The sequence below is a fragment of the Streptomyces sp. NRRL B-1347 genome, from assembly GCF_000720325.1.
In the GTDB taxonomy this organism is placed as follows: Bacteria; Actinomycetota; Actinomycetes; order Streptomycetales; family Streptomycetaceae; genus Streptomyces.
The window spans coordinates 13,745-26,737 of sequence record NZ_JOJM01000012.1; the positions used below are offsets into that span (position 1 = coordinate 13,745).

The 12,993-nt window shown below is 73.2% G+C and carries 11 protein-coding genes; 6 read left to right on the forward strand and 5 right to left on the reverse strand.

Features of this window, described 5'->3' with window-relative positions; translation table 11 throughout:
* Positions 1–93 precede the first annotated feature (93 nt).
* The gene (locus tag IG74_RS0113400) at positions 94–3,201 is read left to right on the forward strand and encodes an NACHT domain-containing protein (RefSeq protein ID WP_051854849.1); all 3,108 of its coding nucleotides are present in this window, start codon (positions 94–96) and stop codon (positions 3,199–3,201) included.
* A gap of 123 nt (positions 3,202–3,324) precedes the next feature.
* A complete protein-coding gene (locus IG74_RS0113405; protein WP_030674955.1) occupies positions 3,325–3,528 on the forward strand; it encodes a hypothetical protein in 204 nt (67 codons plus the stop codon).
* 29 nt (positions 3,529–3,557) lie between these two features.
* Here the strand turns inward: IG74_RS0113405 and IG74_RS0113410 are convergent, their stop codons facing one another.
* Both IG74_RS0113410 and IG74_RS0113415 read right to left on the reverse strand, forming a co-directional pair.
* The gene (locus tag IG74_RS0113410) at positions 3,558–6,158 is read right to left on the reverse strand and encodes an AfsR/SARP family transcriptional regulator (protein ID WP_158857605.1); all 2,601 of its coding nucleotides are present in this window, start codon (positions 6,156–6,158) and stop codon (positions 3,558–3,560) included.
* 159 nt (positions 6,159–6,317) lie between these two features.
* Positions 6,318–7,262 (reverse strand): MerR family transcriptional regulator, encoded by a 945-nt coding sequence (locus IG74_RS0113415; protein WP_030674962.1) that lies wholly within the window; start codon positions 7,260–7,262, stop codon positions 6,318–6,320.
* Between the two features lie 64 nt (positions 7,263–7,326).
* Between IG74_RS0113415 and IG74_RS0113420 the strand changes: the two genes are divergently transcribed.
* Positions 7,327–8,088 (forward strand): maleylpyruvate isomerase family mycothiol-dependent enzyme, encoded by a 762-nt coding sequence (locus tag IG74_RS0113420; RefSeq protein WP_030674965.1) that lies wholly within the window; start codon positions 7,327–7,329, stop codon positions 8,086–8,088.
* A gap of 190 nt (positions 8,089–8,278) precedes the next feature.
* Positions 8,279–9,415 (forward strand): PQQ-dependent sugar dehydrogenase, encoded by a 1,137-nt coding sequence (locus IG74_RS0113425; protein WP_030674968.1) that lies wholly within the window; start codon positions 8,279–8,281, stop codon positions 9,413–9,415.
* A 37-nt stretch (positions 9,416–9,452) separates the two neighbouring features.
* Here IG74_RS0113425 and IG74_RS0113430 read toward each other — a convergent pair whose 3' ends face one another.
* Positions 9,453–9,986: a MarR family winged helix-turn-helix transcriptional regulator gene (locus IG74_RS0113430; protein WP_234334326.1), complete on the reverse strand. Its 534-nt coding sequence runs from the start codon at positions 9,984–9,986 to the stop codon at positions 9,453–9,455.
* A gap of 190 nt (positions 9,987–10,176) precedes the next feature.
* Between IG74_RS0113430 and gap the strand changes: the two genes are divergently transcribed.
* Entirely contained in the window at positions 10,177–11,181 is a 1,005-nt protein-coding gene (gene gap / locus IG74_RS0113435; protein WP_030674974.1) for a type I glyceraldehyde-3-phosphate dehydrogenase, read from the forward strand.
* Between the two features lie 51 nt (positions 11,182–11,232).
* Positions 11,233–11,781, forward strand: a complete 549-nt coding sequence (locus IG74_RS0113440; RefSeq protein WP_030674978.1) for a hypothetical protein — start codon at positions 11,233–11,235, stop codon at positions 11,779–11,781.
* 24 nt (positions 11,782–11,805) lie between these two features.
* On the opposite strand, the gene IG74_RS0113445 is transcribed toward IG74_RS0113440, so the two are convergent.
* Both IG74_RS0113445 and IG74_RS0113450 read right to left on the reverse strand, forming a co-directional pair.
* Positions 11,806–12,240, reverse strand: a complete 435-nt coding sequence (locus tag IG74_RS0113445) for a cupin (protein WP_030674981.1) — start codon at positions 12,238–12,240, stop codon at positions 11,806–11,808.
* Between the two features lie 102 nt (positions 12,241–12,342).
* Complete coding sequence (locus IG74_RS0113450) at positions 12,343–12,705, reverse strand: DUF6086 family protein (protein ID WP_030674983.1); 363 nt, start codon at positions 12,703–12,705, stop codon at positions 12,343–12,345.
* Positions 12,706–12,993: the final 288 nt, after the last annotated feature.

Sequence of the window (12,993 nt, forward strand, 5' to 3'; positions counted from 1 at the left end):
CCGGCCACCCACCCGAACCGGGTCGTGCACACTGCTCCACCCGGCTGGCCGGTGCGTGGCACAGTGGATGTCACTAGGGGAGTGGTGGGGGCCATGGGGGCGCGTAAACCGCTGACGTTCGCCGATGCGTTGGTGGTGCTCGGGGCGGAGCAGCCGCGGCTGGCGGCGCTCGACCGGGTGTTGTGCGGGGTGCTCAACCAGGCCACGGGCGGGGTGAGCGGCACGGTCCTCGGTGTTGCGGATGCGCAGGGGCGCCTTCTCGGGCTCGGCAGGGACGCGGTGCGAGGGATCGGCGCGCGGCTCGGCCGGACCCGGGGGCGGCCGGAGCGGACGGATGTGCTGCGGGCCGCGCACACGGTCGTCGTCGTTGTGGCGTTCTTCGAGACCATGGAGGAGTCGGACCTGCCGTTCGAGTGGGGCGAGGTGGAGCTTACCCGAGGTGAGCAACTCGCCCTGGCCCGCGGCGATTCCGTGGCGTCCGCGTCCGCGCCGCGAGTGGCGGACCTCGTCGCGCTGCTCCTCGACGCGGACCTCCCGTGCCCGGCCCCGCACGCGCCCTTCGAGCGCGTCGCGGAGGCCCTGCTGCGCCGCTACCAGGGCTACGCCGCCAGGTTCCAGCACTTCATCGAGGGGCTCGCCTTCTGGGAGCAGCTCGGTCCGCACCGCCAGCGGGAGGCCCGGCGCGTCCTGCTCGACCCCCGGCTGCCGGAGACCGCGCTGGACCGCTATCAGAGCCTGTACGTCCAACTGGCCAGGGACGTGCCCGAGTTCGCGTTCTGGGTCACGCACGTCGAGCAGCGGGCCACCCGCGCCGAAGTCCGCCGCGCCCTGGACGGGGTCGAGGAACTCCTGGCCCGCACCGCGCAGGGCCTGCGTCCGCCCGTCGACGTGGCCGCCGCGCTGGCCCGTGCTCATCAGGCCGCCCTCGCCCGTACCGTCCTGGACGCCGAGGCCGCGCCCGACGGCATCCGCATTCCGGCCCTCAAGGAGCTCTACCTCGATCCGGACTTCAGGGTGAGCGAGGTGTCTGGGCCGAGCGGACCCGCCGACGAACAGTGGTGGGAACACCTCCCCGTCCGCCGCGACCTGACCCGGTTCCTTGCGGGCGCGCTCACCTCCCCGCACCTGGCCGAGACGCCGCTCCTCGTCCTCGGCCAGCCCGGCGCCGGGAAGTCAGTGCTCACCCGGGTCCTCGCCGCCCGCCTGCCCTCGGTGGGCTTCCTGCCGGTACGGGTGCCGCTGCGGGACGTGCGGGCGGAGGACGAGCTCCAGGACCAGATCGAGCAGGCTGTGCGGGCGGCCACGGGCGAGACGGTGAGCTGGCCCGAGCTCGTGCGCGCGGCAGGCGGCAGCACCCCCGTACTGCTCCTCGACGGATTCGACGAACTGCTGCAGACGACCGGGGTCCACCAGAACAACTTCCTCGTCCGCGTCGCCCAGTTCCAGCGCCGCGAGACCGACCAGGGCCGTCCCGTCCTGGCCCTGGTGACCAGCCGCACCGCGGTCGCCGACCGCGCCCGCTACCCCGACGGCCTGGTCGCACTGCGCCTGGAGCCGTTCCGCGCCGCACAGATCAGGCAGTGGCTGGCCGTGTGGAACGCGGCCAACGCGACCGGCTTCCGCACCCGAGGACGCGCCCCCCTGGCCTGGCAGCACGTGGCGCGGCACACGGAACTCGCCGCCCAGCCCCTGCTGCTGACCATGCTCGCGCTCTACGACGCCACCGAAGGGGGCTTGCAGCGCGCCACCGGTGACGCGCTCGACGCGGCCGACCTCTACGAACAACTGCTCACCTCGTTCGCGCGCCGCGAGGTCGGCAAGTCCGCGCACGACACGGCCTCCCACCAGGAGACCGCCGACCGGGTCGAACGCGAGCTGCAGCGCCTGTCCCTGGTGGCGTTCGCACAGCTCAACCGGCGCCGCCAATGGGTGTCGGCCGCAGAGCTCGAAGAGGACCTCACGGCGGTGCTCGGGCGCCAGCCCGTGCACGTCTCCGGATTCCGCACCCCGCTGACGGCCGCCGAGACGGCACTCGGCCGGTTCTTCTTCGTGCAGCGCGCCCAGTCGCTGCGCGACGGGCACGTGCTCGCCACGTACGAGTTCCTGCACGCGACGTTCGGCGAGTACCTGACGACCCGCCTCGCCCTGCACCTCCTCACCGACCTGCTCGCCCCGCGCCCCGCCCTCTCGCTCGGCGAGGCCCGCATCGACGACGACCTCGCGTACGCCCTCCTGTCCTACGCCTCCCTGTCCTCCCGGCAGATGCCGCGCTTCGCCCGGTCACTGATCGGCCGGATGCCCGGGGCCGAGCGGCAGCGGCTCACCCGGCTGCTCATCCAGGTCCTCGCCCAGCACGAGACGCGCACCGGCGATCAGCACCCCGCCTACCGTCCGACGCTGCCGCGCACCGCCACGCGCCACGGCCTCTACAGCTCCAACCTCGTCCTGATGACCGTGATGCTCGCCGGACGCTGCTCGGCGGCCCAGCTGTTCCCCGACTCCACCGACCCCGTGGGCTCCTGGCACCGGCACTGCCTGCTGTGGCGCTCGGCCATGCAGGAGAGCCAGTGGACGGACTTCGCACTGACGCTGAACGTCCGCTACTCCTGGGACGACGCCGGCCGGTCCCTGGAGATCTCACCGCGCACGGACGCCGTCGTGGCACCGCAGCCGCTCGACATGAACTGGCTCTTCCGCTACCCCCAGGGCCACGGCGGCTTCGGCTGGTCACGCTCGTACTGGGACGAGATCTGGCACAAGACCTCCGTGTCCGCCGGTACGAACGACTCGACGGTGCGGCACGCCATGGACCCGGTCTTCCACTGGCTCGGCCCGGCGATGACGACGTTCACCCCGGTGGAGGGCGCTCCCGCCTCGTCGCTCGCGCACGATCTGCTGGAGCTGCTCCTAGCCGACCGCGGCGAGGTGACCGACAGCGAACTCGGCGATCTCCACGGGCGCGCCCTGCACGGCGTACGGCAACTGCTGCACGCCCGCTCGCCCTACCTGCCGCGGGCCGCGCACCTGCTGGTCACCACCTTCGCCCAGGACAAGGAGCGGCTGCCGGGCGACGTGTTCGACGACATCAGGGACTTCCTGAACAGGGACCTGCGGCCCCTCGCGCGCAGTGACCAGGACGGGCTGCCGGTGCTGCCGCCGGAACTCGTACGTCTGCTGGACCGGCACGACGCGGTTGCCTGAAGATCGACGAGGTTGCGCCGCCCTGTGCCCCGGCCTGCCGTCCGCCGAGTGCATCGTTCGGCCTACCCGCAGGTCCGACCGGCGGACGATGACCGGGCCGGGGGCGCGGGCGACGCTGAAGGCATGAAAGAGATCATCGCCATCGTCGGTTGGGTCGTCGGCATTCAGGGCGCCCTGGGAGTCCTCGGCCGGGCCTTCGGGGGAGACTCCTGGGGCCTCGTCCAGAAGTGGTGGGACGTGCCCACGGCGGGATACGCCGTGCTGTTCGTGCTCGGTGCCGCGCTCGCGGTCTACGGCGAGTCCGGCAAGGCGCGGGCACGCCGCTGAGGCCTGCCGCCCGTCGCCGCCCGGCAGGGCTACGGCTCGTCCGCCGGGGGCTCGTCGGGGGCCGGGCGCCGCAACAGCGTGCCCAGGCGTTGCAGGCCCTCCGTGGTGGTGAGGGACTCACCGGTGGCGTCGGCCGTGCGGATCAAGGGGGTCATGACCGCCACGTCGGGCTTGCGGGAGCCGAGCGCCGAGTACAGGCGGGCGACGTACTGGGCGACGGCCGCGGGGCTGTCCGGGTCCTGGACGTCACCCGCGAACCGTCCCGCCTCGCGCATCGTGCGCTCGGCCTCCTCGGGCCGGTCCGTCGCCCACAGCACCAGGGCCAGCAGGATGCCCGACATGTGGTGGCGCAGGGCGCTGCCGGTCTCGGTGGCGCAGTGGAGCGCCGTGCGCAGATCTGCCTCGGCCGCCTCGTGCCGCGCGGCGAGGAAGGAGAGCCAGGCGCGGGTGTGCAGGGCGCGGGCCCGGTACTCCGGGTCCTGCCGCACACGGGCCCGCTCGGCGGCGGCGCCCGCGATCCTGCTGACTTCGAGGTAGTGGGCCCGGCCCATGAAGTGGCCGCTGACGGCGACGACGCCGAGCAGTTCCACCGCCGTGCGCAGCGCCTGCGGACCCCAGGGAAGCAGCTGGTTCACGGTGGCGGTCAGCAGCGCGTGTTCGGCGCCGAACCACTCCCGCACCTCCTCGGCCCCCGCGAAGGCCACACCCGAGTGCCGCACCGGTCGCAGCCAGGCGCGTGGAGGCTCCGCGGGCACGACGGCCCTTGCGGCCCGCAGCGCGGTGGCGATCAGCAGCTCCGCCACGCGCACGAGTGCCGCCTCGTGCTCGGCGGGACCGTCCGAGTGCTCCGTGCCGTGGCGGGCGTACAGCCGCAGCAGGTCGTGGTAGCGGTAGCGGTCCGGCGCGTGCGATTCGAGCATGCCGGCGTCCACGAGCGTCTCGGCGAGGTGCTCGGCGGTGCGTTCGTCCGCGTCCAGGAGCGCGGCCGCCACCGGCAGTGGGAGGTCCGGCGCGTCGGACAGGGCGAGCAGCCTGAAGGCGCGGGCGGCGTCGGCAGGCAGCGCCTCGTAGCCGAGGCGGAACGCCGACGCCACGGCCAGGCCGCCGACGCGGAGCTCGTCGAGCCGGGCGCGCTCGTCGCGCAGCCGCTGTTCGAGCGAGGCGATGCTGCGGCCCGGGCGGCCGTCGAGCCGGGACGCCGCGATCCGCACGGCGAGCGGCAGCCGCCCGCAGGCCTCCACCAGGGAACGCGCGGCCTCCGGCTCGGCGGCCACGCGCGCGGAGCCGACGATCGCGGCGAGCAGCGCCAACGCCTCGGACTCGGACGGCACGTCGAGATCGAAGCGGTGCGCGCCCGGGAGCGCCAGATCGCGGGAGCGGCAGGTCACCAGGACGGCGCAGCCCGCCGTGCCCGGCAGCAAGGGGCGGATCTGCTCGGCGTCCAGGGCGTTGTCGAGGACGAGCAGCACGCGCCGGTCCGCGAGGAGGGTCCGGTAGAGCGCGGCCCGCTGGTCCAGGCCCAGCGGGATCCGGTCGGACGGGGTGCCCAGGGCCGCCAGGAAGTCCGCCAGGACGCTGGCGGGGTCCGCGGGCGTGCTGCCCGCTCCCAGATCCACGTGGAGCCGACCGTCCGGGAACGCCTCGCCCAGGGCGTGCGCGACGTGCACGGCGACGGCGGTCTTGCCGACGCCCGCGGTGCCGCTGACCGTGCAGACCGTGACCGCGCGCCGCTGGCCCGCGCCGCCGCCGTCCAGGACGGCGCGGATCGCGTCGACCGCCGCGGCGCGCCCGGTGAAGTCGGCGATGTCCGAGGGAAGCTGCTGGGGGAGCGGCCGGACCGACGGCGCGGGTGCGGGCGCGGTGACGGCGGGGCCCGCCCCGCCACCGGCCCGGGCCTGCTCCGCGGGCACCATGAGGCGCGGGTCGGCCGTGAGGATGCGCCGCTGCACCTCCGTGAGCGAGGCGGAGGGCGCGATCCCGAGCTCGCTGCGCAGTGCCTGTCGCGCGGCACGGTGGACCGCCAGGGCCTCGGCCTGGCGCCCGCAGCGGTACAGGGCGACCATGAGCAGTTCGCTCAGGCGCTCGCGCAGCGGGAACTCAGCCACCATGGCCTGGAGTTCCGGCAGGCACTGGGCGTGCCTGCCCAGGTCGAGGGCGTGGCCGAAGCGAGCCTCGCGCACCGTGGACCGCAGTTCCTCAAGGCGGTCCCGCTCGCGCTGCGCCCAGGGTCCCGGCACCCCGGCGAGCGGGGCTCCGCGCCATCGGCCCAAAGCCCGGTCCAGCCGGTCGTACACGGTGCGGACGCTGCCGTTCCGGTCGGCTGCCTCCCGCTCGAACCGTACGGAGTCGACCTCGATGCCCTCGGTCCGCAGCGCGTACCCGCCGGGCACGGACACGAGCACGTGGCTGCTCTCGCCGGGGCGCCGGCCGGGTTCCAGGACGGTCCGCAGCCGCGAGACGTAGGTCAGGACCGTGCGGTGCGCGGTGCGCGGCGGCTCCTCGCCCCACAGGCCGTCGACCAGCTCCGCCATCGGGACGGCCCGGCCCTCGCGCAGCAACAGCATCGCGAGGACGGCCTGCTGCTGCGGGGACCCCACGGCGAGCGGCTCGTCACCTGCCCGGCCGCTCACGGGCCCGAGCAGCCGAAAGGAGAGCCCACCCTGCTGACCGTGCACCTGAGGTACCTCGCCGCGCTGTTCCCACGCCCCGCTCGGTCGTGAGTTGGGCCCCTGCGTTGACTTTAAGTCATGGCCGGGTCCTCGCCGACCCGGGTCAGGCCGCCCGCCCGCTCAGCCGCCCGCTCGGGCTGTCATGAGGCTCTCGGCCCGCACGCAGCGCTCAAGGGAGTCCGTCAGCCACAGATGGGACGCGCCGAACGTGAGGGGGTCGCCGCTGGCCTCGGCGACCAGGTGCCAGTAGCGGCGCATGCCGCGGTCGTGGTCGGCGGCCACGTCGGCCAGGAGGCGGCGCCGGAACCGCGGCGTGTCGGTGGTGCCGCGCACCGACGCGTGCACGGCGACGAACCGGTCGAGTTCGGGGCCCACGCGGGGTGCTTCGCCCGCCTGCACCCGGGGCTTGGCGAGGGCGCACGCCGCACGGATGCCGTTGATCAACTCGTTCTCGTCGGCGATCAGTTCGGCGTTGGCCCGCGCCATGGCCAGCAGGCCGCGTGTGAGCACCCGGTCGCCGGTGAGGGCGACCAGCTCGGCGAACGCGACGACCTGCGGCGGGGTCGGGTCCGCGGGCGGCTCCGGCACCGCCATGGTCACGAACGCGGACAGCATCGCCTCGGACGCCGGGGCGACCATCGTGCGCCGCCAGAAGTCGATCAGCGCGTCCCGGGCCGCGCCGCCGCCCTCCACCGCGGCGAGCAGTTCGAGGCGGGCCGCCCGGTCGGCCGGTTCGGCCTCCTCGACCGCGCGCAGCGAGGCCCGCCGCCAGGCCATGTCCGCGAGCTGCACGTCGAGCGCGGCCCGCTCGGCGGCGACGACCTCCGCCACGGAGCGCTCGCCGACGAGCACGTTCCTGATGGACGGCAGGCCGAGGCCGAGCCCGCGCAGCCGTCTCACGAGCCGGAGCCGCTCGACCGCCGACGGATCGAACCTGCGGTGGCCGCCCGTGCTGCGCACCGAGTCGACGATGCCCTCGTCGCAGTAGAAGCGAACGGTCCGCACGGGCACGCCGGTCAGTCGTGCCAGGTCGCCGATGCCGAGCGTGCCATCGCGTAAAGGCACTTGAACCTCCACTGGACTGGAGCTCCTACCGTACCGGCGTAGCCCCATGGGAGGAGATTTCGTGATGTCGTCGACGCTGCGCACCGCACGGCTCGTGGAGGGTCTGCGGGAGCAGACCGGAGGGTTCATCCGCGCGGTCGCCGGAAAACCCCAGAACACCCGGGTGCCCACCTGCCCGGAGTGGCCGTTGCGCACCCTCGTCGGACACGTCGGCCAGGAACACCGGTGGGCGGCCGAACTGGTGCGCAAGGGTGAGCAGTTGCCCGTCCCCGATCCGTGGGAGGCCGATCCGGGCGCCCCAAAGGACTGGCCCCGGTGGCTGCGCGAGGGCGCGGACGCCGTGATCCACGCGGTCCAGGAGACCGGCGCGGACACCGAGGTGCGGACGTTCCTGGGGCCGCGGCCCGCGGTCTCCTGGCTGCGCCGGATGCTCAGCGACACCTGCGTCCACCACTACGACGCGGCCCACGCGACGGACACCGCGTTCGAGGTCGCCGACGACCTCGCCGCCGACGTGATCGACGAACACCTGGAGCTCCTGGCCGCGCCTGCCTGGGAGAAGCTCAGGCCCGCCGCCGCCGAACTGCGCGGCCGCGGCGAACGGATCGGCTTCCGGCCCGCCTCCGGCGCGGGCTGGGTCGTCACCCGGACACCCGAGGGAGTGCGCCGGGAGCACGGCCCCGCAGCAGCCGACGTGCTGGTGTCGGCCACCGTGACGGACCTCCTGCTGGTGCTCCACCGCCGCATCCCGCCGGAGGGAGACGGGTTGAAGGTGACGGGGGACCGCGCGCTGCTCGACCACTGGCTGGCCCATTCGGCGCTGTGACCCGGGGCGGGCCGCGATAGATGGACAGGGCCTTGGTCTACACCAACCACGTCCATCCCAGTACGCTCATCCGTGGCCAGTAGCACACCATCCCCCCACCCAGGTTGCGTGCTGGCACGGGCGACGCCCACCTAGAACTGCCCCCAGCAGCCGGGTGACCTCCCCCTTCGCCGCCTCCAGGAGGATCACGGTGAACGTACGCACCAGAAGCTCAGCGATCGTCGGCGCCCTCTGCCTCGTCGCCTCCCTCGCCCTGACCACGGCATCCGCCGACGAACGGGCCGCCCCGCGGCAGGCCCCGAAGGTCGCGCTCACGAAGGTGGCCACGGCCCAGAACCCGGTCGCCGGAGCGGCCGGACCCGGTGGCACGGTCTGGATGGCCGAACGGGCGGGCACCGTAAGGGTCCTGGACGCCAAGGGACTCGGGAAGCCCGTCCTCGACATCTCGAAGGAGACCACCACCGACGGTGAACGCGGCCTCCTGGGCATCGCGTTCGACAGGAAGTTCGCGCACTTCTACATCTCGTTCACGAACCTCGAAGGCACCAGCGTCGTGGACGAGTTCGCCGTACGGCACGGCAAGATCCGGCCGCACACCCGGCGCACCGTCCTCACCCAGACGCAGCCGTACGCGAACCACAACGGCGGCGACATCAAGTTCGGCCCGGACGGCTACCTTTACATCGCGTTCGGCGACGGCGGCGCGGGCGGCGACCCGCACGGCAACGGGCAGAACCTCGACACCCTGCTGGGCAAGCTGCTGCGGATCGACCCGAGGGGCGGCAAGCCGTACGCGATCCCGAAGGACAACCCGTTCGTCGACGACCCGAAGGCCAGGGACGAGATCTGGTCGTACGGGCTGCGCAACCCCTGGCGGTTCTCCTTCGACGCGGGCACGGGCGACGTGCTGATCGGTGACGTCGGCCAGAGCGCCTGGGAGGAGGTCGACTGGGCCCCGGCCCGGAGCAAGGGCGGCGAGAACTACGGCTGGTCCCAGATGGAGGGCACCCACCCGTTCCGCGGCGGCACCGAGCCCGCGAACCACGTGCCGCCGGTCCACGAGTACGACCGTAACGGCCTCGGCTGCTCGGTGACCGGCGGATTCGTCTACCGGGGCAGGGCCATCCCGGCCCTCAGGGGGCAGTACGTCTACAGCGACTACTGCGACGGCACCCTGCGCACCCTGAAGATCGAGAACGGCAAGGTGACCGGCGCGGGCGACCTCGGCGTCAACGGCGGCGAGGTCGTCTCCTTCGTCCAGGGCGGCAGGGGCGAGCTGTACGCGCTCGACATCGGCGGCAGCATCCACCGCATCGATCCGGCGTGACGCCCGCCCCCGGTATGAGGGGCGCGGGCCTGCGCGGCTACTGAGGCCGGTGCCCTTCGGCCTTCCCGAGTTCCGCCAGGCGGGTCAGCGCGGGCAGCGCGGCGGCCAGCGCCTGGCGGTCCTCCGGGGCGAGCCGCGCGAGGAGCGGGGCCAGGTGGCGGGTGCGGTCGTCGTGGCGGGACCGGCCGACGCGCCGTCCCGCCTCGGTGATGTGGACGAGGACGGCGCGCCCGTCGCTCGGGTCGGGCCTGCGCTCGACCAGGCCGTCGCGTTCGAGCCGGGTGACCAGCTGGGTGATGGCGGGCTGGGTGATCTGCTCGGTCCTCGTCAGCTCGGTGAGGCGCTTGGGACTGCCGCCGAAGGCCAGGGTGTCGAGCACCGACAGAGTCGTGAAGGGGTGCTTCTCCAGCGTCGGCAGCCGGATGTAGAAGCGGTTGAAGTTCTCCAGGGCGGCGGTGAAGGCGTCCACGTCCAGGTCGGGGGAGTGCGGGGGCGAGCCGTCGGCCGGGCGGCCGGTCGGGGGAGGGCTCTGCGGGGTGCGCGGGGTGTCGGCGTGCGAGATGTCGTCCACGGCCGAAATATATCGCGCTGCTTATATAAGCTACTTATGCTGTTGCGCGTGGGTACCCCCGGTGCACGCGTACCGGGGCGTGCCCGCCGCTGCGGCGTGCGCTGTGCTCGCCGTACCGCGCGGGACCTCCGGCGGGCAGGAGCGCCGTCGCACGAGAACACCCGCGCAAGGACGCCTCAGGGGAGAGACCATGACTGTGCGCATCGGCATCAACGGCTTCGGGCGGATCGGCCGCAACGTCTTCCGCGCGGCGGCGGCCCGCGGCGAGGACCTGGAGATCGTCGCCGTCAACGACCTCGGCGACGTGGCCACCATGGCCCATCTGCTCGCCCACGACTCGATACTCGGCCGCTTCCCCGGTGAGGTCACCGCGGAGCCCGGCGTGATCCGCGCAGGGGAGACCACCCTCCGGGTGCTCGCCGAACACGATCCGGCCGCGCTGCCCTGGGGCGACCTGGGCGTGGACGTCGTCATCGAGTCCACCGGCGTCTTCACGGACGCGGCCGCGGCCCGCGCGCACGTCGACGGCGGCGCCAAGAAGGTCATCATCGCGGCCCCGGCCAGCGGCGAGGACGTCACGATCGTGCTCGGCGTGAACGACGACGCGTACGACCCGCAGCGCCACACGATCATCTCCAACGCCTCGTGCACCACCAACTGCCTGGGCGTCCTCGCCAAGGTGCTGCACGACGCCGTCGGCATCGAGTCCGGCATGATGACCACCGTCCACGCCTACACCCAGGACCAGAACCTCCAGGACGCCCCGCACAAGGACCTGCGCCGCGCCCGCGCCGCCGCCCTCAACGTCGTGCCGACCTCCAGCGGCGCCGCCAAGGCCATCGGCCTCGTCCTGCCCGAACTCCGCGGCCGCCTCGACGCGTTCGCGCTGCGCGTGCCCGTGCCCAACGGCTCGGTCACCGACCTGACGGTCACCACCACCCGCCGCACCACGGTGGAGGAGGTCAAGGCGGCGTACGCGGAGGCCGCGGCGGGCGCGTACAAGGGGCTGCTGACCTACACCGAGGCCCCGCTCGTCAGCACCGACATCGTCACCGACCCCGCCTCGTGCGTCTTCGACGCCGAACTCACCCGCGTCGTCGGCCCGCAGGTGAAGGTCGTCGGCTGGTACGACAACGAGTGGGGGTACTCGAACCGGCTCATCGACCTGGCGCTGCTCGTGGGCGCCTCCCTGTAACGCGCCGCAGGCCCGTGCCCCGCCGCGCGACGCTCCCGCCACAATGCCCCCATGGCTGACAACACGCTCTGGGTCGGTGTCCTGACCGCCGGAACCGCCGTGGTTGCGAGCTGGGTGACCAGCCGCGGCACGGCCAGGGCCGCGCGCATCCAGGCGGAGGCCGCGGCGGAGAGCCAGCACCTGGACCGGTTGCGCGCGGCCCGGCGCAGCGCGTACGTCGACGTCATCGAACAGGCCCAGCGCATGGGGGACTTGTACTGGAAGGTCACCGACGCGGCGAGCGAACCCGACGGGGCCGAGCGGCGCGGCGCGCTCACGGACCTGCGGCTGCGCCTGCGCGACGAGTACGCCGTACTGCGCCACCGGGTGTGGGTGGTGGACCTGGAGGGCCCCGCCGAGGTGGCGGAGGCGGCGAACCGGCTGCGCCGGTCCACCTCCGACAACTACCGCGCCCTGGCGGCGATGATCGGGGGAGAGGAGGGCGCGGCGGAGCGCTTCAACGCCTGCTACGCGCCGTTCTGGGAAGCGGTCCTCGCCTTCGTGGCGATCGCGCGCGAGGCGCTGCGCGAGACGACGGCCCTGCCACCGCACGGCCGTTAGCCGCCCGCGTCGAGCCGTACGCCCTCACTCGAAGGGGCAGCCCGGATTGGGGGCGTCCTGGGAGAAGGGCGCACCGTGCGGCAGGACGTAGAGGACCTGGATGACGAGGTCGGTGGTGCCGCGGTTCAGGCCGATGTGCACGTGGTCGGCGCCAGGAGGTTCCTGGAGGGTGCTTCCCTCGGGGTAGACCCCGCTGGACGCACAGGTGGCGTCGAAGTGGCTGAGGGTTCCCCGCTCGATGCGGCCGTACAGCGTGCCGTCGTGGTAGTGCCAGCCCGTTCCCTGGCCGGGCGGGATGGTGACCTCCCGCAGGACGTAGTCCCGGTCGCCGATGGTGGTCCGGGCGATGACCCTGCCGACGACGCCGGGGCCGCCCGGGGTCGCGTGGGCAGCGTCGGCGGGGAGGACGAGGGCGACGAGTACCGCACTGATCGCTCCCAGGCGTGACAGTGTGCGCATGACGGTCCCTTCGGGGGGGCGCGGGTTCATGGATGGATACCCGGGCTGTCGCTGAGTACTGCGCAGGAGCGGCACGGGCCCCGACCGAACGGGCGGGCCGGCTCAGCGCGCCATGTACCGGTCGAGTTCGCGGACCCGCTCCCGGAGCCGGGACGCCGTCTCCTCGTCGTCGAACTCCGCCGCGACACCGGCCCGTTCGGCGAGGGCGAGCACCGTGGCGAGGAACCCGTCCGTCAGGGCGAGGACGACGGCGTGATGGGTTCTGCGGTGGTGGGCCACCAGGGCGTTCACGAAGGCGCCGAACACATCGGGGTCGATGTGGGACTCGTCGTTCTCCATCGGGCCGACGCCGGAGGGCACACCGAGCTCCGCCTCGAAGACCTCCACCTGGCGCAGGAAGAGCCGCGCCGCCCCGCCGGAGGGATTCCACAGCGTCTCGTCGCCCATCTCGAAGTACTGGCTCACATGGCGCCTTTCGGGTCCGGTGGCAGACGGCGGGATCAACGGCCAAGATCGTACGACCCATCGCGACCGAGGGTGATCGAACCGGCGAACTTCCCCCCTGGAAGGCCAACTTATCCCCGACGGGTCGTCACTTTCCGTAACATGTGGTGGCTGATGCCGTGAGTGCCGCCCGGTGACCACGGCCCGGCCGGACCGGTGCCGGAGCGTCCCCGCGGCTGTCCGGAATGCGCGGGTGCCTTTCCGCGCCTCAGTAGCATTTTCCGGTAGCCGTTGGCGGACGCACCGTTA

Coding starts and splice junctions, on each gene's coding strand:
- IG74_RS0113445 (WP_030674981.1), bottom strand. CDS start 12,240: ATGCGCACACTGTCACGCCTGGGAGCGATCAGTGCGGTACTCGTCGCC.
- gap (WP_030674974.1), top strand. CDS start 10,177: ATGACTGTGCGCATCGGCATCAACGGCTTCGGGCGGATCGGCCGCAAC.
- IG74_RS0113400 (WP_051854849.1), top strand. CDS start 94: ATGGGGGCGCGTAAACCGCTGACGTTCGCCGATGCGTTGGTGGTGCTC.
- IG74_RS0113405 (WP_030674955.1), top strand. CDS start 3,325: ATGAAAGAGATCATCGCCATCGTCGGTTGGGTCGTCGGCATTCAGGGC.
- IG74_RS0113420 (WP_030674965.1), top strand. CDS start 7,327: ATGTCGTCGACGCTGCGCACCGCACGGCTCGTGGAGGGTCTGCGGGAG.
- IG74_RS0113440 (WP_030674978.1), top strand. CDS start 11,233: ATGGCTGACAACACGCTCTGGGTCGGTGTCCTGACCGCCGGAACCGCC.